The sequence below is a fragment of the Kordiimonas lipolytica genome (assembly GCF_042651265.1).
GTDB lineage: Bacteria > Pseudomonadota > Alphaproteobacteria > Sphingomonadales > Kordiimonadaceae > Kordiimonas > Kordiimonas lipolytica.
The window spans coordinates 14,239-40,071 of record NZ_JBHSCR010000017.1; the positions used below are offsets into that span (position 1 = coordinate 14,239).

17 protein-coding genes are annotated in these 25,833 nt (G+C 57.6%); 7 read left to right on the forward strand and 10 right to left on the reverse strand.

Annotated features, from left to right (window positions below; genetic code table 11):
* The first annotated feature begins 11 nt into the window (after positions 1-11).
* The gene (locus ACFO5Q_RS15855; protein ID WP_068146189.1) at positions 12-455 is read left to right on the forward strand and encodes a DoxX family protein; all 444 of its coding nucleotides are present in this window, start codon (positions 12-14) and stop codon (positions 453-455) included.
* 79 nt (positions 456-534) lie between these two features.
* Here ACFO5Q_RS15855 and ACFO5Q_RS15860 read toward each other — a convergent pair whose 3' ends face one another.
* The 8 genes from ACFO5Q_RS15860 to ACFO5Q_RS15895 all read right to left on the reverse strand — a co-directional run bounded on the left by ACFO5Q_RS15860 (position 535) and on the right by ACFO5Q_RS15895 (position 15,727).
* Positions 535-1,521, reverse strand: a complete 987-nt coding sequence (locus tag ACFO5Q_RS15860; RefSeq protein ID WP_068146192.1) for a DUF2336 domain-containing protein — start codon at positions 1,519-1,521, stop codon at positions 535-537.
* 186 nt (positions 1,522-1,707) lie between these two features.
* Entirely contained in the window at positions 1,708-2,724 is a 1,017-nt protein-coding gene (locus ACFO5Q_RS15865; protein WP_068146194.1) for a DUF2336 domain-containing protein, read from the reverse strand.
* 687 nt (positions 2,725-3,411) lie between these two features.
* Positions 3,412-5,922: an ABC transporter permease gene (locus tag ACFO5Q_RS15870; protein ID WP_068146197.1), complete on the reverse strand. Its 2,511-nt coding sequence runs from the start codon at positions 5,920-5,922 to the stop codon at positions 3,412-3,414.
* Between the two features lie 57 nt (positions 5,923-5,979).
* Positions 5,980-8,412, reverse strand: coding sequence for an ABC transporter permease (locus tag ACFO5Q_RS15875; protein ID WP_068146199.1), 2,433 nt, complete (start codon positions 8,410-8,412; stop codon positions 5,980-5,982).
* A 56-nt stretch (positions 8,413-8,468) separates the two neighbouring features.
* Entirely contained in the window at positions 8,469-10,892 is a 2,424-nt protein-coding gene (locus ACFO5Q_RS15880) for an FtsX-like permease family protein (protein ID WP_068146202.1), read from the reverse strand.
* Positions 10,893-10,998: 106 nt separating this feature from the next.
* Positions 10,999-13,488 (reverse strand): ABC transporter permease, encoded by a 2,490-nt coding sequence (locus ACFO5Q_RS15885; RefSeq protein ID WP_068146205.1) that lies wholly within the window; start codon positions 13,486-13,488, stop codon positions 10,999-11,001.
* Between the two features lie 47 nt (positions 13,489-13,535).
* Positions 13,536-14,219 carry an ABC transporter ATP-binding protein gene (locus ACFO5Q_RS15890; protein WP_068146209.1) on the reverse strand — a complete coding sequence of 228 codons (684 nt, stop codon included), beginning with the start codon at positions 14,217-14,219 and terminating at the stop codon, positions 13,536-13,538.
* 116 nt (positions 14,220-14,335) lie between these two features.
* Positions 14,336-15,727: an efflux RND transporter periplasmic adaptor subunit gene (locus ACFO5Q_RS15895; protein ID WP_082719797.1), complete on the reverse strand. Its 1,392-nt coding sequence runs from the start codon at positions 15,725-15,727 to the stop codon at positions 14,336-14,338.
* Positions 15,728-15,943: 216 nt separating this feature from the next.
* Here ACFO5Q_RS15895 and ACFO5Q_RS15900 point away from each other — a divergent pair, with 216 nt between their 5' ends.
* Positions 15,944-17,365 carry a sigma-54-dependent transcriptional regulator gene (locus ACFO5Q_RS15900; RefSeq protein ID WP_197420998.1) on the forward strand — a complete coding sequence of 474 codons (1,422 nt, stop codon included), beginning with the start codon at positions 15,944-15,946 and terminating at the stop codon, positions 17,363-17,365.
* Positions 17,355-18,707, forward strand: coding sequence for a sensor histidine kinase (locus ACFO5Q_RS15905; RefSeq protein ID WP_068146218.1), 1,353 nt, complete (start codon positions 17,355-17,357; stop codon positions 18,705-18,707). The genes ACFO5Q_RS15900 and ACFO5Q_RS15905 overlap by 11 nt, the downstream gene beginning before the upstream one ends.
* 19 nt (positions 18,708-18,726) lie before the next feature.
* Here ACFO5Q_RS15905 and ACFO5Q_RS15910 read toward each other — a convergent pair whose 3' ends face one another.
* Together ACFO5Q_RS15910 and ACFO5Q_RS15915 are read right to left on the reverse strand one after the other, a co-directional pair.
* Complete coding sequence (locus ACFO5Q_RS15910) at positions 18,727-19,650, reverse strand: MBL fold metallo-hydrolase (RefSeq protein ID WP_068146221.1); 924 nt, start codon at positions 19,648-19,650, stop codon at positions 18,727-18,729.
* 113 nt (positions 19,651-19,763) lie between these two features.
* Positions 19,764-20,189: an Lrp/AsnC family transcriptional regulator gene (locus ACFO5Q_RS15915; protein ID WP_068146225.1), complete on the reverse strand. Its 426-nt coding sequence runs from the start codon at positions 20,187-20,189 to the stop codon at positions 19,764-19,766.
* Between the two features lie 187 nt (positions 20,190-20,376).
* Between ACFO5Q_RS15915 and ACFO5Q_RS15920 the strand changes: the two genes are divergently transcribed.
* The 4 genes from ACFO5Q_RS15920 to amaB are packed head-to-tail and all read left to right on the forward strand — an operon-like array spanning position 20,377 to position 25,826.
* Positions 20,377-21,450 carry a saccharopine dehydrogenase gene (locus tag ACFO5Q_RS15920; protein ID WP_068146229.1) on the forward strand — a complete coding sequence of 358 codons (1,074 nt, stop codon included), beginning with the start codon at positions 20,377-20,379 and terminating at the stop codon, positions 21,448-21,450.
* Position 21,451: 1 nt separating this feature from the next.
* On the forward strand, positions 21,452-22,618 hold the full coding sequence (locus ACFO5Q_RS15925; RefSeq protein ID WP_082719798.1) for a saccharopine dehydrogenase family protein: 1,167 nt from the start codon (positions 21,452-21,454) through the stop codon (positions 22,616-22,618).
* Positions 22,619-22,629: 11 nt separating this feature from the next.
* A complete protein-coding gene (locus tag ACFO5Q_RS15930) occupies positions 22,630-24,291 on the forward strand; it encodes a thiamine pyrophosphate-binding protein (RefSeq protein WP_380084414.1) in 1,662 nt (553 codons plus the stop codon).
* A 23-nt stretch (positions 24,292-24,314) separates the two neighbouring features.
* Entirely contained in the window at positions 24,315-25,826 is a 1,512-nt protein-coding gene (gene amaB, locus ACFO5Q_RS15935) for an L-piperidine-6-carboxylate dehydrogenase (RefSeq protein WP_068146234.1), read from the forward strand.
* Positions 25,827-25,833 lie beyond the last annotated feature (7 nt).

A 25,833-nucleotide genomic window follows, 5' to 3' on the forward strand; every position in this document is an offset into this window, starting at 1 on the left:
GGGAGGGACCAATGGACTTTATCAAGAAGCATATTGAATGGATTCCGGTGATCGCCATCGTCGTGATCCTGGGGGGCAGCCTGCCGTTCAAGTTCGGGGGATCGGCTGAAACGGCCCATATCTTCGATGTGGTCGGTCAGTTCCTGGGGCTGGAGTTCTTTAGAACCACGGGCGGCTATATCATTGGCGCAGTCGAGCTCGTTGCCTGCATCCTCTTGCTGCTGCCCAAGGCGCGCGCCTTTGGTGCGCTGCTGACCGCCGGCACAATGGCTGGTGCCATTATCTTCCACCTTTTCAGCCCACTGGGCGTGACTGTTAAATGGATGGAAAATGGCGAGATGCAGGAAGATGGCAGCCTCTTTTATATGGCATGCGTTGCCTTCATCTGTTCGCTTATCATCATGTGGCGGCGGAAAGATCAGCTTCTGGCGCTTATTGGCCAGAAGAACACCTAAGCGCACAAAAACAAGGGAGGCAGGACACACCCATGTCCATACCTCCCTCGCGCCGCACCACGGCTTTAACCGGGTTAGATTAGTGAATGGCCGCCCTGGCTTCGCCACTACGGACGAACTTCAGGTCGTTCCGCTTCAGGTATCTGAAGATGCGCTGTGCCGCTTCCTGGCTGAACCCAGCAGCATGCACCAACTCAAGCATGCGCCTCAGGTCACCAGATTCAAACGTGCGGCGCACGTCGCCCAGGGTCACACCGGCTTCAACGGCAAGGGCACTGCCCAGAAACTGGAAACTGCCCAGCTCCGCCATCTTCATTACCAGCGCCTCATCCAGCCGCCCTTCAGCGCGCAGGTCAATAACATACCCATGCACTTGGGCGGGGCCCGCCTTGGAAATCTTTTTCCACAGCACCTGCTCCTGGCTTTGCTGCGTTAAGGCTGCGGCTTCCATGGCGGAAACCGCGTAATTATTCATCAACAGCTTGCGGCATTCGTCGGACACCATATCGACAATGCGCTCAACAACCGAAAGCGGCAGATCGCTCCTGCGGCCAAGCGCGTCGATGACATTCTGGTAATCGGAAAACCGATCAACCGTCTTGTTGCAGCTGCGCTCCGAAAAGCGGATGGCCACATTCTTGACCGCAACTGTGGCAGGGCGCACAGGCGCAGAACTGACGAGCGCGAAAGTCGCATGCTCACCCAGGTCCTCGCGCTTGGCGATGCGCATCAGGGCGTGTTCTTCAAGATGCGGGATCAGGCTGGCCCACTGGGCATCCGTGAATGCTGTGGTTACCTCAACAAACGGGCCTGAAACGCTTTCGACATCTGTGGCAATTCGGGCCGCCAGATCATACGGCAGGCGACTGCAGTACCGGAGCTCGAAAGCCAGCGTCTCGCGCACTTCCAGGCAGATATCCTGCGCAAGCGCACGAGCAACATTTTCAACCGTCGCCAACTCGTCGTCAGGGCGGTTGTCGGAATTAAGGAATCGGGACGCGCGCTTGGCGAGAACCACCTTTGCGCCAGGGTCGGCTTTTGCCAGATTTTCAGGGTCCAAACTCATGAATTGGCTCCATCTGGGAATCGCTGCTTCTCAGCCATTCCAGTTCGGCACCCGGAAATATTCTGCCTGATGCCTGTAAACAATATATTAACGTCGGCCATATTTAGCTCGACGCACTCTCAACTAACAGTCCCCTGACGTTGGCCCGACTACCTGTGGTGGGGCCGCCCTGCAGGGGGTTCAGGGTTATGCCGCCGCACCGCCGGCCTTTTCAGCCAGTGGAACGACATTATCTTCTTCTTGTATTGTCTCGGCCACCTGGCTGTTAAAGCGCTTCGCCAATTTCAGGAAGCGCGGCGCCATGGTTTTGCTGACATTCGCCATTTGCATCAACCGCACGAATGCGGCCGGATCCTCAAGCGTCAGGATTTCACGGATACGCCCAACCGGCAGCCCGGCTTCAAGCGCCAGCGCGCTTTCCATGAAGGCCGACGAACCGCGATCAGCGATTTCCACCACCAGAAGGTGGGTAAGCCTGCGATCATTCCTGAGATCTGTAACAAAAGCATGGATCTGCGGGGCGCTTGCGTTCTTGAGCTGCTCCCACAGGGCATCGATCTTGTTGTCTTCCGCAATCTGGCCGGCCACATCAGAATCGATGGCATACTGGGACACCAGCGTGTCGCGGCAGTGCGTGGACACCTTGTTGACAATGCGCTCCACAACGCTGAGCGGCAGATCGTGGCGGGCGCTCAGGTGGTCCATCATGCGAACATTCTCGCCAAAACGGTCCACAACCTTGTCCGTCGCCTTTTCCGGCAGTTCGGTGCGGTCGTTGCGCACCAGCGTGGTCACGCTGCGTTCTTTGCCGTAGGTTGCCACAGCCGTGGATACCGTCTCTGGCAGGTCTGACCGGCGAGCAAGCGTAATCAGCGCATGTTCTTCAAGCGCCGGGATCAGCCGCATCCATTCCTTGTCAGTAAATACGTTGGTTTCGCCCAAAAACGGGCCGGATACCATTTCCACATCGCGGGCAATCTTGTCCGCCAGATCGTGTGCCAAGACCTTGCACTTCCTGAGCTCGAACGCCAACACTTCCCGAACCTGCGGGGAAACGTCCTGCGCCAGCACGCGCGCTACATTTTCAACAGTCGCGCGCTCTTCCTCCGCCTGCTCCTTGACCAGAAACTGGCCAACGCGCTTGGCGAGAACGATTTTCTCGAGCTGCACTGCATCTACTAATGTCACGGCATTAAAGTCCATTTCTTGGCTCCAATCCTGCCTGATCCTTAAACCGGGCCTGATTAAAACCGGTATCAACACACGCCTGATGCCTGTGACAATGACACTAGGGCGTGAGAATTTCGTCAACGATTGGGGAAATGTTAGCTAAAATTGTATTTGTTTTTCAGGGCCTTGGTTCAGGCGCCATAGACTGGCGCACTCCTTCTGTCGCCTGCCTTCTTCTGCCCGCCAGATGAGGGCGAGCAATCTGGCAGGGATGCGGACGGCCCACTGTTTCAGTGGCTGCAACAGCCATTGAGATACGCCAATCAAATACTTACAAGCTATTGAAATAAATCAATTATTCTGAGCACAGCCAAGCTGCGCAACCATGAAAAATCCTGCCCTTCAATGCCGCCATAGCGCTTTGCAAGCCTTGCTGCCTGGCCGTATAGATAGCTTGATCCCGGCAGACACTACCATGGCGGGCAGCACCTGTTTTGTAATGGAACAGCGCCTTCTCCAGCCCAGTTCGGGTTTTCCGCGAACCTGCCTGAACCCTCTTGAGCACTGCCTCCCGGCAACTATTGCCGCAATAGTTGTCGGCCTCGCGAATATGCGATTCGCACGCAAAAAAGAGGGGGAGCCGAATAGGACTCCCCCAAGTATTGCGAACGAAAGCCCGGGACCATAGTGCCTTGGGCATTCGTGACGCGAGAGATTGGTTTATTCGTACCGAAGGGCGTGGATGGGGTTGGCCTGCGCCACATGGGCCGCACGGCCCGCTACCGTAATCCAGGCGATCAGGAGCGCCACCGCCCCGGCCACAAGCGCCATGACAATGATGAAGCCACTATCCAATCGGTACTGGAACCCTTCCAGCCAGCCTGACATCAGATACCAGCCAACTGGCCAGGCAATGACGTTTGCAATCAGCACAGGCCGCGAGAACTGCCACACCAGAAGCCTGACAATATCCATCACGCGGGCGCCCAGCACCTTGCGGATGCCGATTTCCTTGGTGCGCTGTTCGGCTGAGAAAGCCGCAAGACCATAAAGCCCAAGGCAGGCGACAATGATGGCAAGGCCCGAGAAAGCGGCAAACAGCTTCGCTTGCGCGTCTTCGCTGGCATACTGGGCGTCCAGCATGTCTGAAACAAAGGAATGAGCGATAGGTGACAGAGGCATATGCTGGCGCCAGACACCTTCGACATTTTGAACAACATCAGCGACATTGGCGCCCTCAAAACTCACCGTCGCCACCCGGAAGGCATTTGGCATCACCCAGTAAACCGAAGGACGTACGCCAAACTTGAGCGACCGGAAATAGACGTCCGGCACCACGCCGACAATTGTCAGGTCATATTGCCCGGCCCGGAACACATCGGCCCGCAATGTCTTTCCGATAGCAGCCTGCGGCGACGCGATCCCCATTGCGCGAACGGCCGATTCATTAAGAACGACACTTGCATTTCCGATGCGGCCTTCCTCTTCAGGGATCGGCGTGATGACGTCACTGCCAAAGGATTGGTCGAATGTGCGGCCAGCGATCGGCTCAATGCCGTAAGCTTCAAGAAAGCCGAAGCCGAAGGAATGATAGTTCAGCACCACGCTGTCTTCGCTGGTGGACCCCTCTGTCCGGTCCAACAGCGTGAAGCCGGTGTTGTTTTCATTGTCCTGGCTGGGCACCTCGGATGACAGGACAACACTGGTCACGTTCGGCAAGCCCGCAAGCGCCTGCCGGATTGCCTCAGCCTGCCCGCTGTTTGATGCAGTGCCAAAGCTTGTCACAGCCAGCTTCCCGTCGGCCTGGTACCCGACATCCATTGATTTCGCGTACATGGTCTGCCCGTATATGACAGCCGTGCACATCACCAGACCGATTGATATAGCGAACTGGAACACAACCAGCGCCGACCGGAAAGTGGATGCCCCACCGACGTCAGACGACTTGTTCGCCTTCAGGATACGGGCGGGCAGGAAACGCGACAGGAAGGCTGCCGGATAACTGCCGGACAAAAGCCCCACAATAACGGCAACCCCCGCCAGCGACACCAGAAGCGGCAGATCCTCCAGAACGTCAAATGTCAGGCTCTTGTCGATCGCTTCATTATAAAGCGGCAGCGCCAGTTCAACGCCAACGAACGCGAACAACAGCCCCAGGGCCGCAATTGCCACAGCTTCACCAAGGAACTGCAGCGCGACCTGACGCCTTGTGGCCCCCATGACTTTCCTGAGCGCCACTTCACGCGCCCGCTTGGACGCCTTGGCCGTAGACAGGTTCATGAAGTTGATTGAAGCAATCAGCAAGATCAGAAGCGCCACGCCCGAGAAGGTATAGACCATATTGATATCGCCCATGGGCGACAGGTCCCCCATATTGCCGGCGTCCTTCCGGGCATGCAGGTGCAGGTCCAGAAGCGGCATCACATTGGGCTTGATAAAGTCACTGGGCTTGCCGGGAATACCCGTTTGTTCAGTGAAGGGACTCTCGGTATCGATCCAGGTTATATAGCGTTCCTTCAGGTCCGCCGCCGTCTTGCCGTCCCGCAATTTGAAATAGGTGTATGTGTTTACACTGGTCCAGGTGTTCAGAATATTTGGCGCGAAATCGAACATGGCTGGGTCCATGTGCAAGAGCAGATCAATATTCATGTGAGAGCTTTGGGGCAGGTTCTTGATAACGCCACTTACCTTGAGCTCAAGCTGGTTGTTCTGCAGGCAGCAGGCCACCAGGGTTTCGCCAACCACATCGGTTCGGCCAAAATATTTGATCGCCATGTCTTCTGAGATCACCAGGCTCATCGGATTGGCAAAGCTTGTCTGCGCGTCGCCGTGCGCGAACGGCAGATCGAACACCTTGAAAAAGGAACCATCCGCAAAGGTCACAACTTCATTGAACGCGGTATCATCCTTGATGATCGCCGTGCCGTTCACCAGAACGCGAACGCCTTCCTCAACCTCCGCACTGGCGTAGGTCTTGAGCATCTCCATCATGCGGCCTGCTGAACGCACCGTCAGGAACGGTGGCCGATCCGGCGCATAATAAGCCGAATGGATGCGTACCACCTTGTCGGCTTCCGGCACCCACTTGTCGAAGGTCAGCTCATCCCGCACGTAAAGAAGAATGAGGATACAGCTCATCATACCGATGGCGAGACCAAACACGTTGATGGCCGAAAACAGCCGGTTCTTCATGATATGCCGCCAGGCAGTCAGCAGATAATTCCTGAACATGATCGTATCCTCGCTTTCTTATGGTCCTGCCCAGGCGTCCGGGCAGAACTGTCTATTTTATTCGTGCCTAAGGGCCGAAATCGGGTTACGCCGGGCCACTGCCAGCGCGTGACTGGCCACTGTCAGCCATCCGATCATCAGCGCGCCCACCCCCATCACTGCAAACGGCAGGAAGCCCAGCTCCACCCGGTAGGCGAAACCATTAAGCCAGTCGCTCAGGAAATAGAAGGCCACGGGCCAGGCAATCAGGTTGGCCACCAGGATGGGTTTGGAAAACTGCCACAGCATCAGGGCGACAATGTCCCTGAGGCGCGCGCCCAGCACCTTGCGGATACCGATCTCCTTTGTGCGGCGCTCTGCAGTGAAAGACGCCAGGCCATATAGACCCATGCAGGAAATCGCCACAGCCAGCAGTGTGAAGGCCGTCAGGATGTCGCCCAACTGGTCATCGGTCTGATACTGGTTTTCCACCAGCTCGCTCATGGTGCGGTAAAGCAGCATGTCGTCGGGGTAAGTGGCGCGCCAGGCGTCCTCGATGGCGGCGATAGCTGCGTCCCGGTTGCGGGCGTCAATCCGTACGCTCATGTCCGAGTTACGGACAAAATCGATATAGTAGATGCCTGGACGGATCACATCGCGCGCGCTGTCGAAATGGAAGTCGGCCACAACACCGACAATGGTGGCATCCACCCTGAGCGTGCTCGAGAGGTCAGCAGGCATCTGCTGGCCGATTGCTGCCTCTGGCGTTTCAAAACCCAGAAGCTTCGCACCCATTTCGTTGATCACGATATTGGCAGCAGGCGCATATTCAGGGTTTTCGCCCCGGTCGCGCAGGACGTCTGCGCCTGTATCGGTCAGGTACCGACCGGCAACCAGCGGAATTTCATAGGCCTTGAAGAAATCAGGCCCAGTGGGCAGGCCGTCCAGCATAACAGGCTCGCCACCATCAACTGGGCGGATATGCAGGCGATCTTCGCTGCCTTCGGTCGGCACATCGGATGACCGGCCGACGGCCTTGATGAACGGGCTTTCAAGCAGGCGCTGCTTGATCTCGTTCGACCGGCTGTTGTTGGTGCCCGAAAGGACGATCAGGTCGTCTGCCTTGAACCCAAGGTCCAGCTGGCGGGCATAGTCTGTCTGCTTGTTGACAAAGAAGGCAATGATCATCAACGCCACCGAAATCGCGAACTGAGCCACCACAAGGCCCTGCCGCAGCCGTGACGTGCCATTGTCCGAGGCCGTGTTGCTATAAAGCACATCATGCGGCTTCAGCATGGCGAAATAGGTTGCCTGGAAACTGCCAGCACTTACCCCGACGCCAATACCCAACAGAAGGAGAGCGCCCAAAAGCGCCGGTTCGCCGAAAAGGTCCATCTCAATGATCGAAGACAGGAACTCGTTATAGTACGGCAGGGCAAATTCCACCATCGTCAGCGCCAGCAGAAGGGATATGAAGGCCAGCAGCACAGATTCCCCAAGGAACTGCTGGATCACTTGGGCACGGCTGGCACCAAGCACCTTGCGCACAGCCACTTCCCGCGCCCGGTGGGCCGTGCGCGCCATCGACAGATTAAGGAAGTTCACAAGCGCAATCATCAGGATCAGGAGCGCGACACCGACAAAGCCGTAAAGCACGTCAGGATCTGCGTTTGCGTCATTGCCATAAAGGTGAATGTCGCCCATGGGTACCAGGCTCAGTTTCATCGACCAGTTGCGTCCATTTTCCTGGCCCTGCTGACCCTTCGGCAGGTGGCGGTCAACAATGGCGGGAAGCTCTGCCCGGATCAGGTCGATGTTCGTGTCGGGCGCGAACCGCACATAGGTTTCACGAAGGGCGAAGCGCCAGTCTTCAGTGAACCAGCGGGCGCCGACAAAATATTCGCGATTGAACGGCACGACGAAATCATGCTGGATCACGGAGCGCCCTTCAGGGTTTGCGACCACGGCACTAACGATGAAATCGTGATACTCGTCCCCAAGGCGGACCGAAATCGCCTTGCCGAGAGCTGGCGCGAGGCCGAAATATTTCTCTGCCGTACGCTGGCTGATCACCACGTTCGACAGCGTGCCGAACACGGTGTCGGCGCTGCCCTCAATGAACGTCACGTCGAAAAAGTCGAAAAAGTTGGCATCAGCGAAATACACCTGCTGGGCCATCAGTTGGTCGCCCATGCGAACGGTCAGCCCGGCATCCATGAAGCGGGTGATATCTTCCACCTCGCGGAAGGTATCGAAAAAAATATCCTTCAGCGGATCAACGGCATTGGGGCTTGGCCTGTCAGGCTGGCCCTCACGGAGGTAGGTATTTTCAAGGCGGTAGACATCGTCAGCCCGGCTCCAGTGGCCATCCCAGCTGAATTCGTCCCGAACGAACAGGATGATCAATATGAACGCGGCAAGGCCGATAGCCAGGCCAACGATATTGATGCTTGAGAACAGCTTGTGCCGCATCAGGCTTCTGGACGCTGTCTTGAGATAGTTGAAAAACATGAAAGTCTCCGCTGTCGTTCAGTGTCGGGCGTCTTTGTGCGCCCATTAAGCTTTCTCTATTCGTACCGCAGGGCCTTGATCGGGCTGCCGCGCGCCACTCGAAGCGTATGGCCGATGATGGTTGCCCAGGCCACGCCCAGGACCAACAGGCCCGCTGCCAGGAATGGCCACGGTGTCAGGCCGATGCGATCGATGAAACTTTCAAGCCAGCGGCTGAGCCCCCACCAGGCCAGCGGCCAGGCAATCACATTGGCCAGGAGCACCGGCAGGGAGAACTGCCACAACAGAAGCTTCACGATGTTACGGCTTTTCGCCCCCAGCACCTTGCGGATGCCAATTTCCTTGGCGCGGCGTTCCGTTGCCAACCCGGCCAGGCCATAAAGGCCCATCACGGCAATCACAGTCATGACGCTTGCGCTGAACAGAAGCAGCCAGCCCTGGCGGCGCTCTGTGTCATAATATTTGGCGAAGGCATCGTCCACGAACTGGCGGCGGACCGGCAGGTCTGGAAAAAACTCGCGCCAGGCCTGATCAACCTTGTCCAGCGTGCTTGCCATATCCGCACGGCTGACGCGCAGCACAATGTGACGATATTCATGCGGACCAATCCAATAGTATGTCGGGCTTGCTTCCGCCTTGGCCGAGCGGGTGCGCAGGTTTGGCACCACACCAATGATTTCAGAGCGGAAGTCGCCCCAGGTGGTCACTTCCTGGCCAATCGCTTCCTCAGCCGTTGCGAATTCAAGTTCCTTGAGCGCCAGATCATTGATAATGATGGCGCCGGAAGCGCCCCTGTCGGGCGCCGTAATCGCATCCGCCGGACGGTTCTTGTCAAACAGGCGACCGGCGATCGGCTCAACGCCCAGCATCGGCAGCAAGTCCTCCGACACCGCGAAACGGCGCACCACGACCATCTTCCCGTCGCTGCGGGTCAGGCCGTTCTGGTTATTATAGTCATGCCCCGGCATGCCGTGGGACGCAGCCACAGCCTCGACACCGGGAATGCGGGCGAGTGCGTCACGGAAAGCCTGCTGGCGCTCCAGCACCACAGGGCGTTCGATGCCGCTGATTTCCACAAGCTGGGCACTATCGAACCCGGAATCCCGGTGCGCGGCATATCTGGCCTGCAGGAACACAACAAGGCAGGTTGCCAAAAGCGCAATGGTGGCCGCGAACTGGAGAACGATAAGGATATTGCGGAACCGGTTACCAAGCTGCGGCTTGATGCCGTTCAGATAGTCAACTGGCCGGAAGCGCATGGCCACCAGCGCTGGGTAAAGACCACTCAGCACGCCCACAAACAAGGCCCCCAGAACCAGCGCCGCCATGATGCCCGGGCTATAGATCAGGCTGCTGTTCAGTGGCCTGTTCATCAGCTCGCTGAATGTGGGCAGCAGGACTTCCGCAAAAACCACCCCGATCAGCATGGAAAGCAGGGTCAGCGAGATGGATTCCACCAGCACCTGGAGCATCAGATGATGCCCTTCGGCACCAAGCGCTTTCCTGACGGCCACTTCGCGCACACGCTTGAGCGCCAGCATGGCCCCGAGGTTGGACACATTGATCGCCGCAATCACCAGGATCAGGAAGGCCACTACACCCGCTGAAATCAGCGTTGCCATGCTGCCGCGACCCGGGTCAAAATCTGCCCCCTTAAGGTGTGCTTCCACCGCAGGCTCAGCATAGAAGACATACGTTGGCGTCAGCCCCTTGTCGATCTGCTCCTGAAAACGGCGGGATGGCCCGATTCGGCGCGCCAGCGCGTTCATCGACGCCGCCAGCTGGTCAAGCGTGACACCTTCCTTCAGCCGCGCGTATGTTGGCCCCCAAAAGGACCCCCATTCGGTTTGCAGCCAGGGCATATGGGAAAGCATGGGGCTGCCCATAGGCGCAAGGGCCTTGACCTGGATGTCAGAGGCGGCTGGCCAATCCGGCATCACGCCGGTGATTTTCATATTGTGCTGGCCGTCCACCTTGACCACGCGGCCCAAAATATCGGTGGTACCGAAAATTCTTTCCGCATCACTCTTGCTGAGGATAAGGGATTCCGGGTCACTGAGCGCCGTCGCCGGATCACCCGCCAAAAGCTTGATGCCCATCAGCTCAAACACGCCCGGATCGCTGGCTGTAATCTGTTGCTCGAACGCTCGGCCATCCACGGCAATCGCGACATCATTATGGAGAAAGCGGGTAAACAGTTCGATTTCATCCAGCTGTTCACCGAACAGCGGCGCTGTAACCGGCGGCACCACTTCTGACTGGCCGTTTGGTTCGCCCGCGTCGTTAAAGAAGTTGGTCCCCAGCCGAACGACCCTGTCGTTTTCAGGAATCCAGCGGTCGTAGGACAGCTCGAAATTCACATAAAGAAGGATCAGCATGCAGGCCGCAAGGCCGACGGCGAGACCGAAGATATTGATCAGCGTGTACTGCTTGTGTCTAAGCAGATTCCTGATCGCAGTTGTCATGTAATTCTTGAACATGTTTTCCTCGAAGCTGTCGTTAAAGCCGTCTCTCGCGGTCTTTATTCTTTTTTTGGAGTGGCGGGCCCACCCACGCAGGCCCGCAACCGTCTTTTGGCCAGGCGCCTTATTCGTACCGCAGCGCCTTGATCGGGTTCGACCTTGCAACTTTGGCGGCGTTACCGCCCACTGTGACCCAGGCGATCATCAGAGCCACGAAGCCCGCGAACAGGCAAAGCGGTGCCAACACCCAGGTATCAAGCCGGTATGGGAAATTCTCCAGCCACGACATCATGCCCCAGGCGGCCAGAGGCCAGGCAATCAGATTGGCGATGAGAACAGGCTTGGAGAACTGCCAGATCAGCAGGCGAATGATGTCCATCACGCTGGCACCCAAAACCTTACGGATGCCGATTTCCTTCGTGCGGCGCTCAGCCGTAAAGGACGCCAGGCCGTAAAGACCAAGGCACGCAACAATCACGGCCAGGGCAGAAAAGATCCCGAGCAGGATTGACTGGTTGGTCTCCTCGGTGAACTCACGGGCCATGCGCTCGTCCACATACTGATAGTCAAACGGCACAGTCGTCACCATCGACTTCCAGACACCTTCGATCCGGTTTGCCAGATCCGCACCATTGCCTTCGAAACGGATCGTCAGGCTGCGGTAGTTGTCTGGCTCCAGGAAATACATTTCCGGGCGCATCACGCTTCTGAGCGACTGGAAGTGCGTATCTGGAATAACACCAACAATCTCAAGATGGGCCAGGGCCCCATCGCCGATACCAACCTGAATAACCTGGCCAACAGATTGCTCTGCATCACCAAAACCGAACCGGCGCAACGCGCCTTCATTGACAACAATGGCACCGTTCTGGATTTCGCCTTCTGTGGCATTCTCCGAACTTGGCATAACGTCTGTCGCAAAATCACGGCTGTAGTTCCGGCCCGCAACAAGCGGAATCTGGTAAGTTTCCAGGAATTCATAATCGATGCTTTGGGTACCAATCAGGATGGAACCAGCATCGCTGCCCGGAATTTCAACAGACCGGTTGCTTTCGTTCCCGCTGGCTGGCGCGTCTGAGGAATAGGCCGCAGAGACAACACCCGGCAGGCGCAACACTTCTTCCTTGAAGGCCTGTTGCTTGTCGGAAAAGCCCGCACGTCCAACATTGTTGATCACCATCAGGTTATCTTTGTTGAATCCCGGGTCCATGTTGGTGGCATAGAATTTCTGGCCATAAACAACACTGGTCGCCACGATCAGCGCGATGGAGATGGTGAACTGCAGCACCACCAGCACATTGCGGAGCGTCGCCGAACCACTGGTTTCCGCTGACTTGTTCGCCTTCAACACGCGGGACGGAAGGAAGCCGGAGAGGATCAGTGCCGGATAGACACCGCCCAACACGCCAACCGTCATCACCAGGCCAATCAGGATCGCAAGCGTTACGCCGTCAGTGTAATCAAACACCAGTTCCTTGTTCAGGAATTCGCCAAAGGACGGCAGGAACAGTTCAACCAGAACAATGCCCAGCGTCAGGCCAATAAGCGCCAGAAGCACAGATTCGCCCAGGAACTGCATAATCAGTTGCCCACGGCGTGCGCCCATCACCTTACGGATCGCTACTTCGCGAGCCCGCTGTGTGGACTTGGCCGTCGCCAGGTTCATGAAGTTGATGCACGCAATCAGCAGGATCAGCCCCGCGATTGCCGAGAATGTAAGAACATTCGCCATGCTGCCGGTTGGCTTCATCTCGCCGCCATTAGGGCTGCGTGGATCAAGTTGAATTTCCGGCATTGCCTGCGTTGAATAGGTGATAAAATCAGACGCGTCGACATCCCTGCCACCAGTGAACTGGCCAGGAATGCTGATATTGGCATTGGTGAAATCCGCCAACCGATCGTTGATGACATCGATTGAAGCGCCATCCTTCAGCTGGAAATAGACATAGTTGTTCACACTGAACCAGTCTGCGAATTCCCATCCCTGATTGACGAAATCCTTCTCGTCGATCATGGCCATCGCCTGGAAGTCCAGAACCGTGTTGTGCGGCAGGTCTTCAAAGACGGCTGCAACACGGTAGTCCCGTTCAACCTGGTAGTTATTGATGGTAACCACCTTGCCAATCGGGTCTGCATCACCGAAATGCTTCTTTGCGAAGCTTTGGTTGACCGCAAGGCTGGCATTATCATTCATGGCTGCCCGCAGGTCACCTGAGACCACCTTGAAATCGAACATGTCGACCGTTTCAGGGTCTGTCCACATGATGCCTTCCGAGAACACTGCATCGCCGTAACGCAAAACCGGCCACATGTTATTGAACCGCGTAACGCGCTCGATTTCCTCAGGGAAGAAATTCTTGAGCGCATGCTTGGTTGGCCCCTGCGCCACTACGGTAATAAAAGGCTCGCGGCCCGGAATGCTGAATGTCGTGTGGAGGCGATACAGTTCATCTGCATTCGCCCATTGCTTGTCATAGGAAAGTTCGTCACGCACGAAAAGCATGATCAACACACAGGCTGCCAGGCCAACCGCAAGGCCGACAATATTGATGGCGCTATAAAGCTTGTGCTTGATCAGGTTCCTGAGCGCGACACTTATATAATTCTGGAACATTTTCGTTCTCCCGCTGTCGTGTCTTTATTCTTTTTGTTTTTGGGCTGTTATTCAGCCGCGCGCAGATTTTCGGTTACCACATGGCCGTCAAACAGGTTGATGGTGCGGCGGGCATAGTCGGCATGGGCCGGGCTGTGCGTCACCATCACGATCGTGGTGCCTTCTTCATTGAGCTGCTGCAGCATTTCCATGACTTCCTGGCCGTGGGCACTGTCGAGGTTACCGGTCGGCTCATCCGCGAGGATCATGGCCTGGTCGCCCACAACCGCACGGGCCACTGCCACACGCTGTTGCTGACCACCGGAAAGCTGGCTTGGCATATGCTTGGCGCGGTGTGCGATGCCCACCTTGTCCATCACATGTGCCACGCGCTCGCGGCGTTCAGATGCCGGAATGTTATGATAGGGCAGCGCCAGCTCGATATTCTCTTCAACCGTCAGTTCGTCGATCAGGTTGAACGACTGGAAGATGAAGCCGATGTTCTGCTTGCGGATGTTCGAAAGCTTGGCTTCGTTATAGCCGGCCACATTTTCTTCCATGAAAATATAGTCGCCCGAAGATGGGCTATCGAGCATGCCGATAATGTTCAAAAGTGTGGATTTACCGCAACCGGACGGGCCCATGATGGCCACGAACTCGCCTGCTGCGATCTCCACATTGACGCTATTGAGCGCCACGGTTTCTACCTCGTCTGTACGGTAAACCTTTGAAAGATTATGAAGCTTGAGCATTCTTGATCCTTTCCTCATTTGCTTCTGCCCTGCCTGTTTTCAGGCTTATGGGTGGGCGTTTCCTCAACTGTCGTAACTCGGACCTGGTTTTCGTTTTGGCTTATTCGCCTTCTGGCTTATTCGCCAGACAGCTTCAGGCGGTCCATGTCCACAAAGCTGGTATAGGGTGAAGTGACAACCCGCTCGCCAACCTCAAGGCCTTCAAGCACCTCGATAAAGCGGCTGTTGCGGCGACCAAGGCGCACGGTGCGCTTGATGGCCTGGCTGCCGTCCGGGCTTACAACAAACACCCAGTTGCCGCCCGTGTCCTGGAAGAAGGCACCGTTCGGGATCAGCACTGCGTCTGTCGCGTCGCCAAGGGTCAGTTTGGTCTGAAGCGTCTGGCCGCGGCGGATGCCGTCAGGCTGGCCGTCGCCTTCAAACACGAAATCCACCTCGAACTGGCCGTTCTGGACCTGTGGATAGATTTTCGCGATCTGCATTTTATAGGCTTCACTGCCGCGCTCATAAGTCGCTTCCTGGCCCAGGTCCACGCGGCCCAGGTAAAATTCGTCGATGTTTGCAGTCAGCTTGTAGCGGTCCGGGTCATCAATCTGACCCAGGCGGCCACCGCGGTTGATGCTCTGGCCGATCTCCACATTAAACCCGGAAAGCTTGCCGTCCACCGGCGCACGTACGTTCAGCGCATCCAGGTTCTTGCGCGCAAGCTTCAGGTTCTTCTCAAGCTGCTCGCCGCTCTCTTTCAGGAAAGCCAGCTGGGTTTCCTGCATTTCTGCGTCTGTCTTCTGGCTTTCCAGCGTGATCTCAAGACGGTTCCGATAGTATTCCAGCTCGTCTTCCGTCTGGTCCAACTGCGCCTGGGAAATGGCGTTTGTCTTGATCAGTTCGCGCTCGCGCACCACCTGGCGCTCCAGGCGTTTGATCTGATAGTTCATTTCCACGATGTTACGCTTATGATCCAGCCGGTTCTGCTCCAGCTGCAGCTCAATGGTGCGCATGTTATTCAGCTGCTCGGTCACCAGCGCTTCGTTCCGGGTCACATCCAGCTGCAGGCCGGTGTTCGAAAGTTCAACGATCATGTCGCCGGCCTTGAGCATGGCGCCGTCTTCCACCAGAACGCGCTCAACCCGGCCGCCTTCGATAGCGTCCAGGAACACGGTCTTCAGCGGCGTCACGCGGCCGCGCACAGGAATGAAATCCTCGAACGTGCCGGTGGAAACGGTCGAAACCACAATCCGGTCCTCGTTCACCCGGAAGCTGCGGCCGCCGGATGCATCCATCACGATCGTGGCCAGAAAACCGATCACCACCACCGCGGCCGCGGCGATGCCAACCTTTTTCCAGGGTGTTTTCTTCTTTTCTACGCGGCGATCCATACCGGAACCGGATACGGCGCCTGATGCGCCCCTTGATCCAGCTGCTGTTCTCGGTCCGGATGTTGTCCCCCCTTGCATGGAGATGGTCTTAGCGGCTTCTTTTTTTTGTTCCATGTCTGTCACTGTACCCATTTTCTTATTCCATCTACCGTCGGCTGTCGTGCCCGGTTCGAAGGCCTCGCGCCTTTCTGGCATGACTTATGCGCAAGCATTGTGCCAGACGCGGAAAGCCGCAGGTTTCCGCCAAGGCAGATTGAAGATGTTCGAAATCGAACACTTTTGCCTGTACGAAATCGAACACTCTGTGTACGGTTTCGAACAAAGCCAGAGAATATGGGGCGAGGTTATATGAGCGAAAAACAAGGTAAAATCCTGATTGTCGATGACGACGAGGATATATTGGTTGCGGGCAAGCTTCTGCTGAAACGCCACTATGGAACGGTGGAAACCTGCAACAACCCGGAACGCATCCCAGGCCTGCTGGCGAACGACAGTTTCGATGCCATCCTTTTGGATATGAATTTCGGCCCCGGTGAATCCTCGGGCGCGCAGGGCTTTGTCTGGCTCAAGAAAATCCTTGAGATCGATCCCCAGGCTGTGGTGGTGATGATCACGGCTCACGGCGGTGTTGGCGTGGCCGTGGAAGCCATGAAACAGGGCGCCACCGATTTCATCGCCAAACCGTGGCAGAATGAAAAGATGGTCGCGACCTTGTCTGCCAGCGTGAAGCTCAGGCAAAGCCGGTCGGAGGCTGACGCACTCAAGAAAACCAACCGCACGCTTGCGAAGGCCGCAAGTGAGCCCAAGCAACCGATCCTTGGCGACAGCAAGCCCATGCGCGATGTGCTTTCCATGATCGAACGCGCAGCGCCAACGGATGCCAATGTGTTGATTTTGGGCGAAAACGGCACGGGCAAGGAACTGGTCGCGCGCGAGCTGCACAGGCAATCAAACCGCGCGGATCAGGTATTCATGTCCGTTGACCTGGGGGCCGTTACAGAAACGCTTTTTGAAAGCGAGCTGTTCGGCCACAAGAAAGGCGCCTTCACTGATGCCCGCGAGGACCGCATTGGGCGGTTGCAGGCGGCAGACGGCGGCACCCTGTTTCTGGATGAAATCGGCAACCTGCCTCTGCACCTGCAGGCCAAGCTGCTGACCGTTCTCGAACAGCGTCATGTCACGCCTGTGGGCTCAGACAAGCGCATCCCCATCAATGTCCGGGTAATAGCCGCAACCAACGTGGCGCCCGCAAGACTGCGCGATGAAGATGTGTTCCGGCAGGACCTTCTGTTCCGCCTGAACACAGTGGAAATCCACCTGCCTGCCCTTCGCGAACGGCCTGAGGACATCCCCGAAATCGCACAGCATTATGCCGCCCTTTACTGCCGCAAATATGGCCGGCCGGAAAAAGCCTTTTCCGACGACGCCATGGCTGCCATCACGGCCTATGGATGGCCCGGCAATGTGCGGGCGCTAAGGCACGCGATCGAACGTGCTGTGATCCTGAGCGAAACAGACACCTTCACCGGCAGCGATTTTCAGTTCGAAGCCCAGCCCAACCAGCCCGGTGCGGTCGCCGAACGCAGTACTGCACCAGCGCCCGAAACCACTGAAACGGGCGCGACGGACGACCTGAATCTAGAGCGGTTGGAACGCGGCGCTATCGAGCAGGCACTGAAGAAACATCGCTACAACATCAGCCACGCAGCCAAGGACCTGGGCCTGACTCGCGCGGCACTATACAGAAGGATGGAAAAGCATGGGCTTTAAGAAATTCAGCCTGCTGCTGGCGGGCCGCCTGATCCTGATCATGTTGATGCTGATCCTGCTGACCTACCTGATCACCACGCCCGGCTTTCATGCAGCCACCCTGCTGGCGGCGCTGGTCATCAGCTTCCTGACATATGAAGTGCTTCGTTTCGTCTCCAAAACAAACGCAGAAATCAGCCGCTTTCTGGAAGCAGCACGCTATGCTGACTTTAGCCAGCGTTTCAATTTGCATGGCCTCGGCGCGGGCTTTGGCGAACTGGGCGACACCTTCACTGACATTTTAGGCCGCTTCCAGGCGGTTCGCGCCGGCCAGGAAGAGGAGCTCAGACACCTGAAGGCGCTGGTGGAGCATGTGCCGGTGCCGTTGCTGTCGCTCCACGGCGATGGGCTGGTGACCATCTGGAACAATGCCGCAAGGCGCCTCTTCGGCAGCACCCACGTCAATAAATTGGCTGATCTCAGGCAATTCGGCGTTGAATTTGAAAAAGAGATCGTGGAATTGGCCGCCGGTCAGCGACGGCTGACCGCCTTCCGCGTGGACGGCACCGAGCAGAAGCTCGCCGTCGCCGCCACCCAGATCATTATCGGCGGGCGCGCCGAAAAACTTGTCAGCCTGCAGGATATCCAGAGCGAACTTGATCTGGCCCAGTTGCAGGCCTGGCAGGACCTGGTGCGCGTGTTGACGCATGAAATCATGAATTCCATCACCCCGGTTGCGAGTCTCGCGAAAACAGCCGTGGACCTTGTGGAAGACGCGGCAGGCAAGGTGACCGATAACCCGGATGTGGTGGATGAACTCGGCGATGTGCGCGACGCGGTCAATACGGTCGCCCGCCGGTCAGACGCATTGATGCAGTTTGTCTCCTCCTACCGGCGGCTCACGCGCCTGCCGCCACCAGAGAAAACGCTGATCCGTATTGATGCGCTCTTTAAGGATGTCTGCAGCCTTTCAACCCAATCATGGGAAGAAAAGGGCATCACGGTTGTGACCGAAATTGAACCGTCGCAGCTGGACGTCACGGCGGACCGCGACATGATCGAACAGATACTCATAAACATGCTGCAGAATGCTGAGCAGGCATTGGCCGGCGTGGAGGGCGCGACGGTCTGGATGGCTGCAAGGCTGAACCGGCGGGGGCATGTGGTGATTGAGCTAAGCGATAATGGCCCAGGCGTGCCCGCGGAGATCGCCAAGAAGATCTTCGTGCCCTTCTTTACCACAAAGCGGGAAGGCAGCGGCGTGGGGCTTGCACTGACGCGGCAGGTGATGATCGCACACGGTGGGTCCGTAAGCCTGGACGAACGCGAAGGCGGCGGTGCCCGTTTCACGCTGACGTTCTGATGATGGTAGGGGCGTTTGGTCAGACGGTGTGAACAACCTGTTCCTGCATGCCTTCACGCGCTTCGGACAGCAGCTTTTCTCCGTCCGCCTCCATCAACTCAAGGTGCGCGCGCACGCAACCTTCGGCCGCCTCAAGAAGACGCGGGGTGAGGCCTTCATAAATCTCTTCCACAATTGCGGCAGGTGACCGGATGCCCCGGCTCAGGCACGCTGCAATCTGCCTATGGCGTTCCTGCCGGTGTTCGCGGATTTCGCGGATGCGTGCGACTGCACCCTCTACCACGGGGCCGTGGCTGGGCAGCATAAGCCGCGCGCCACCGGCCTCCAGCTTGTCCAGGCTTTCCATATATTCCGAGAGGTTCCCAAGGGGCGGCACCACAACAGTTGTGGACCAGCCCATCACATGATCGCCCGAAAACAGCATGCCCTTGTGCGGCAGCGCATAGCACAGATGATTGGGGAAATGCCCGGGCGTATGGATGGCCATGATCTGCCAGTCGTCGTCCCCCACCACACCGCCGCACGCGAGCGCCACGTCGGGTTTGAAATCCGCATCCACATCTTCATCGGTGAAAGCCAGAACGTCACTCGAAAGCGCGCCAAAACCATAGGTCTTGGCGCCAGTGATGCGCGCCAGATGATGCGCCGCCGGGCTGTGGTCCTGATGGGTGTGGGTGACAAAAATTCCGCCAACCTCACGCTCGCCGATCACTTTCAGCACCGCGCGGACATGGGCCACGTCATCAGGGCCGGGGTCAATGATCCAGACTCGCTCCTCGCCCACGATATAGGTGTTTGTGCCGGGCCCTGTATAGTCCTTCGGGTTGTCCGCCAGCACCATCTGAACGCCCGGTGCCACAGGGTGCGGTGTGCCATATGCCGCCTGTTCACGAAGCTTGAGCGCCACTTGCGGGCTTGGCGTGAAGGTGCTTTTTCCTGTCATGGGTACCAGCGTATTCCGTTAGTGATTCCTGTGTCTACCTGTTTCCCTAACACTGCAGCGGAGCCTTCGCCATTCACTGCTCTTCACGCTTGGGTGAGGCGCCTGTGTAATGATCAGCTTTCCTTTTTTGCCGACAGGACAAGGGATGTGTTGGTCTTGTTCACACCGTTGATCGCCAGGATGAAATCCAGCGTCTGGTCAATCTCTTCCATCGTCGGGGCCTTGACGATGGCGATCAGGTCATAAGCGCCAGAGACCACATAGAGCGTTTTGATCTGCGGCCGTGTTTTCATCAGCCCAATGGCCTGCTGGGCGTACTTTTGGTCGATCGATAGGAGCACGTGGGCGGAGATCAGCTTACCTTCATAATCCGGGTGGGTCTTCACCGTGAAGCCAGCAATGATCTTGCGGTCGATCAGCTTGTTGATGCGGTCCTGCACCGTCGAGCGCGACAGCCCCAGCTTACGCGCCAGCGACGAGGTTCCCTCCCGGCTGTTAGCTGTCAGAAGCTTCAAGAGTTTCTCGTCTGTCGCATCCATGTTCACTGTATCCTTTCAGCCAAATCTACCTCGCAGCGCAGAAATCAGCCCATAATCATTTTAACGGAAAAAATTGATATTTTCCGTTAATTTGACGGAATGTATATACCATATCGCTATTTCAGGCCATCACTTTCACGCATAAACTTGCCAAAAGGGACACCATAATCAGTAAATGAGTGGCGGAATGGGAAAACAGATTTTGTGGCTTCGCGAAGAAGCCCGCACCACCGAGCGGCGCACGCCGCTACTCCCGAAGGGAGCAAAGGAGCTGATCGAGGCAGGCTTTGAGGTTGTCGTCGAGAAATCCGAAAAACGCATCATCAGTAACGCTGCATATGAAGCTGCGGGCTGCACGATGGCAGAGCCCGGCGCGTGGGAAAACGCCCCGAAGGACGCCGTGATCCTGGGCCTCAAGGAGCTGCCGAAGGCGCCTGAGATGCTCAAGCATACGCATATTTATTTCGCCCATGCCTACAAGGAGCAAAACGGCTGGCAGGCACTGCTGACGCGTTTCCTGAATGGCCACGGGTCTCTTCTTGATATCGAATATATGACCAAAAACGACGGCAAGCGCGTTGTCGCGTTTGGCTATTGGGCCGGCTATATGGGGGCCGCTCTCGCGCTTCTGGAATGGCATGACAAGCAGGCCGGGCGGGCATCCTATATTGCCAAGGGCCTTTCCCCGTTTGAAAGCGCCGAAGCCCTTGACGCCCTGATCCGCCAAAGCGCGTCTGGCGGTAAGACACCAACGGCGCTTGTGATCGGCGCGGGCGGCCGCAGCGGCAGGGGCGCGGCTGAAATTCTGGAGCGCCACGGCGTGAAGGTTACCAAATGGGGCCGCAAGGAGACGGCGAACCTCGACCGCCAGGCGATACTGGATCATGACATCCTGATCAACTGCGCCTTTGTTGCGCACCAGATTCCGCCGTTCCTGACCAAGGAACACTTGAAGGGTGATCACCGCCTGAGCGTGATCTCCGACGTGTCCTGCGACCCGTTCAGCGATTTCAACCCGCTGCCGCTTTATGGCGAGCCCACCAGCTGGGCCGCGCCTGCCGTAAAGGTTGATGGGCTGGATCTGATCGCCATTGACAACCTGCCGTCCCTCTTGCCAACAGAGGCAAGCATGGAGTTCGCGGGGCTTTTGCTGCCCTACCTGAAGGCGCTGCCCGAGCGGACCACAAACGACATATGGCGGAACTGCGACGCGGCCTTCCAGAGCGCCTGCGACGCAATGGTTAAGAAGAAAGCTTCATAACGTGACAACACAGAAACATATTCACTGGATCGGCGCAGGCCTCGCATCCGGGCCTGGCCTTATTGCCCTCGCCTCTGAAACCCAAGACATCACCCTTTGGGACATGTCGGACGACCGCGCGAAAATGCTGCAGGCCCAGATGCCGGAAGGCAAAAGCCTGAAGTTCAGCGCACTTAACCTGGGTGACCGCGGGTCGGTTGAAAACTTCAAGAACCATGTGAACGAAGGCGACGTGATCGTTTCCATGCTGCCGGCCACACTGCATATCGCCATGGCGGATATCGCGCTGGAGTGCGGCGCCCATGTGGTGACCTCAAGCTATGTTGACGAAGCCATGCGCGCGCTGGATGGTGCAGCGAAAGAACACGGCCTGTCGTTCGTGAATGAGGTGGGCCTGGACCCGGGCATCGACCATCTGTTCGCCCATATTTTGGTAACCGCCGCGCGCGACGCTGGCGTATTGGGCAAGGGCCACAAGGTGGATTTCGTGTCCCACTGCGGCGGCATCCCGGCAGCCAAGACCGATTTCACTTACAAATTTTCCTGGACGCCCTTTGGTGTGCTGAAGGCGCTGACAAACCCGGCGCGCTGCATTGAAAACGGTGAGGAAAAGCTGGTGGAAAAGGTATGGCACGATGTGTCAGACCTTGAAATCCACGGTGAGACGTTCGAGGTATACCCCAACCGGAACAGCCTGCCCTATGTTGAGGAATACGGCCTTGAGGGTGAAGAAAAGCTGAACACCTTCGTGCGCGGCACTTTGCGCCAGGGTGGTTGGAAAAAAGCGTGGAAAGACATTTTCACCAAGGTGGAGACGCTGGACGCTGACGGTCTCAAGGTGCTGTCGGAAGAACTGTGGCGCGACCACAGCTACGATGAAGGCGAAGAAGACCGCGTGGTGATGTATGTGGCGCTAACCGTGCGGGGCGATAACGATGAGGTGATCTGGCACGCGTCGCTTGCCCTTGACGAAGTGGGCAGCGGCTGGCAGACCGCCATGGCACGCACCGTGTCGCTGACCGTGGCTCAGGCCATCAAAGCGGTTCGCCGGGGCGTCTTTACGCCTGGTGTGCACGCGGCATTGACGGATGCTGAAGAAGCCAGGGTATGGCTGCGTGGACTTATGGACCAGGGTGTGACCCTGCGGGCAGAGAATATCGAGATCTAGGAATGACGGCTATGCCAAACAAACAGATCACTGGTGGCCAGGCGCTGATCGACGCATTGATCGCAAACGGCGCGGATACCGCCTTTGGCGTGCCGGGCGAAAGCTATCTGGCGGCGCTTGACGCCTTCCACGGCACTGAAGACAAGCTGAAGTTCATCACCTGCCGCCATGAAGCTGGGGCTGCCAACATGGCGGAAGCTTACGGCAAGATGACAGGCAAGCCAGGCATTTGCTTTGTGACCCGCGGCCCCGGGGCGACCCACGCCACCATCGGCCTGCATACCGCTTTCCAGGACAGCACCCCGATGATCATGTTCATCGGCCAGGTAGCGGCCGACCAGGTAGAGCGCGAAGCCTTCCAGGAAATCGACTATCGCCGCTTCCTTAGCGAAGTCACCAAATGGACGGCAGAAATCAACGACGCGTCACGCATGGCCGAATATGTGGGCCGCGCTTTCCGTGTCGCCACATCCGGTCGCCCAGGCCCTGTGGCGCTGGCGCTTCCCGAAGACATGCTGCGTGAACTGTGTGACGCACAGGAATGCCTGCCCTACAAGCCCGCGCTGGCGCACCCTGGGGGCGCCGACATGGCTGAGCTTAAGCGCCTTCTGGAAGGGGCTGAGCGCCCATTTGTCATGCTGGGCGGCAGCGGCTGGGACAACCAGTCCGTAGCAGACATCCAGACCTTTGCGGAAAAGAACAATCTGGGTATCAGCGTGTCTTTCCGTTGTCAGGACCGCTTCAACAACAACCACCCGAACTATATCGGCGACATGGGCATCGGCGCGAACCCGAAGCTGGTGGGGCGCATGCAGGACGCAGATGTGATCCTGGTGCTGGGCCCACGGCTTGGCGAGATGACGACCGGCGGCTATGAGCGCCTGAGCGTGCCAGTACCAAGCCAGACCCTGATCCATATGCATCAGGGGGCCGAGGAACTGGGCCGCGTGTACCAGCCGGATCTGGCAATCAACGCCACACCGCAGACCATCGCGCCACTACTCAAGGACATGGTGCTGGAAGGCCGCGACAAGTGGGCGAGCCAGACGGCAGAAGCCCGCGCGGACTTTGAGGCCTGGACCACCCCGAATGAGAATCCGGGCAACGTGCAGGTCGCGAAGCTTTACGAGCATATGCGCGAGGTGCTGCCTGAGGATTCCATCTTCTGTAACGGCGCCGGCAACTATGCCGCCTGGCTGCACAGGTTTTACCGTTACCGTGCGTTCCCGACCCAGCTTGCGCCCACATCAGGCGCGATGGGATACGGTGTGCCGGCCGCAATCGCCGCCAAGATCGTTCACCCTGAAAAGACCGTCATCGCCTGCGCGGGCGACGGTTGCTTCATGATGAGCGCCATGGAACTGGCGACTGCCGCGCGCTACGGCGCCAATGTTATCTTCCTCGTGTTCAACAACAGCATGTTCGGCACCATCCGCATGCATCAGGAACGCGATTATCCATACCGGGTTTCAGGCACCGAGCTGACAAACCCGGACTTTGTGGCGATGGCCGAAAGCTTCGGCCTTCATGCGTCCCGCGTGGACAGCACAGACGCCTTCGCCCCAGCGCTGGAAGCCGCCCGCAAATCGGGCAAACCGGCGCTGATTGAAATCACCATTGACCAGGAAGCCATCGGCCCAACGGCCACGCTTTCGGGTCTTCGACGCAAATAGTTCTATACCCAAGGAGAGTATCGATGCAGGCACGTGTTGCTGACATCCTGAAGGATCTGGATATCAATCCAGCAGAGTTTGAAAACGGCGATCTCGACGTTTTCTCCCCAATCGACGGTGGCCTGATGGGCCGCGTCACCATGGACACCAAAGATACGGTTGATGCCAAAATCGCAGCGGCAACCGAAGCTTTTAAGAAGTGGCGCGCCGTTCCGGCCCCGCGCCGCGGTGAGCTGGTTCGCCTGCTGGGCGAAGAGCTGCGCAAATATAAAGACGCCCTTGGCGCGCTTGTATCTGCTGAATGCGGCAAGATCTTCGAGGAAGGCAAAGGCGAAGTTCAGGAAATGATCGACATCTGCGATTTCGCGGTTGGCATTTCCCGCCAGGTGCACGGCCTGACTATCGCATCTGAGCGCCCAGGCCACCACATGCGTGAATACTGGCAGCCACTTGGCCCTGTTGGAATCATTTCCGCCTTCAACTTCCCGGTTGCTGTTTGGTCCTGGAACACAGCCCTTGCCATCGCATGCGGCGACCCATGCATCTGGAAGCCATCCGAAAAGACCCCGATGACCGCGCTGGCGTGCCAGAAAATCTTCGAACGCGCTGTTGAGAAATTCGGCGACGACGCGCCAGAAGGCCTGTCTTCCGTGATCGTTGGCATGAAAGACATTGGCGAGCAGCTTGTGGACGACACCCGCGTGCCGCTGATTTCCGCAACAGGTTCCACCCGTATGGGGCGCGAAGTTGGCCCACGGGTTGCCGAGCGCTTCGGCAAGACTATCCTGGAACTGGGCGGCAACAACGCCATCATCGTTACGCCTTCTGCTGATCTGGACATGGCGATCCCGGGCATCGTTTTCGGCTCTGTCGGCACTGCCGGCCAGCGCTGCACCTCCACGCGCCGCCTGATCGTGCACGAAGACGTGTATGACAACCTGGTGCCACGCCTGAAGAAAGCCTATGAAGGCATCCGCATCGGTGACCCACTGAAGCCAGGCACGCTGGTTGGTCCGCTGATCGACAAGGCCTCTTTCGACGCCATGGAACGCGCCCTTGAAGCGGCCCGCGGTGAAGGCGGCCAGGTATTCGGTGGCGGCCGTGCGCTCGCAGACGAATATGGTGACGCATACTATGTGAACCCAGCCATCGTTGAAATGCCTGAGCAATCCGCAAGCATGTGCGAAGAAACCTTCGCGCCGATCCTTTACATCGTGAAGTACAAGAACTTCGACGACGCCATGGCCATGCACAACGGCGTGCCACAAGGCCTGTCCGGCGCCATCTTCACCACCGACGTGCGTGAAGCGGAAACTTTCATCTCGCACAGCGGTTCCGACACCGGCATCGCTAACGTCAACATCGGCACCTCTGGCGCTGAAATCGGCGGCGCGTTCGGCGGTGAAAAAGAAACCGGTGGCGGACGTGAGAGCGGCTCAGACGCATGGCGCGCTTACATGCGCCGCCAGACGTCCACAGTGAACTACAGCCGCGAGCTGCCATTGGCACAAGGCATTAAGTTCGACCTGGACTAAAGAATAA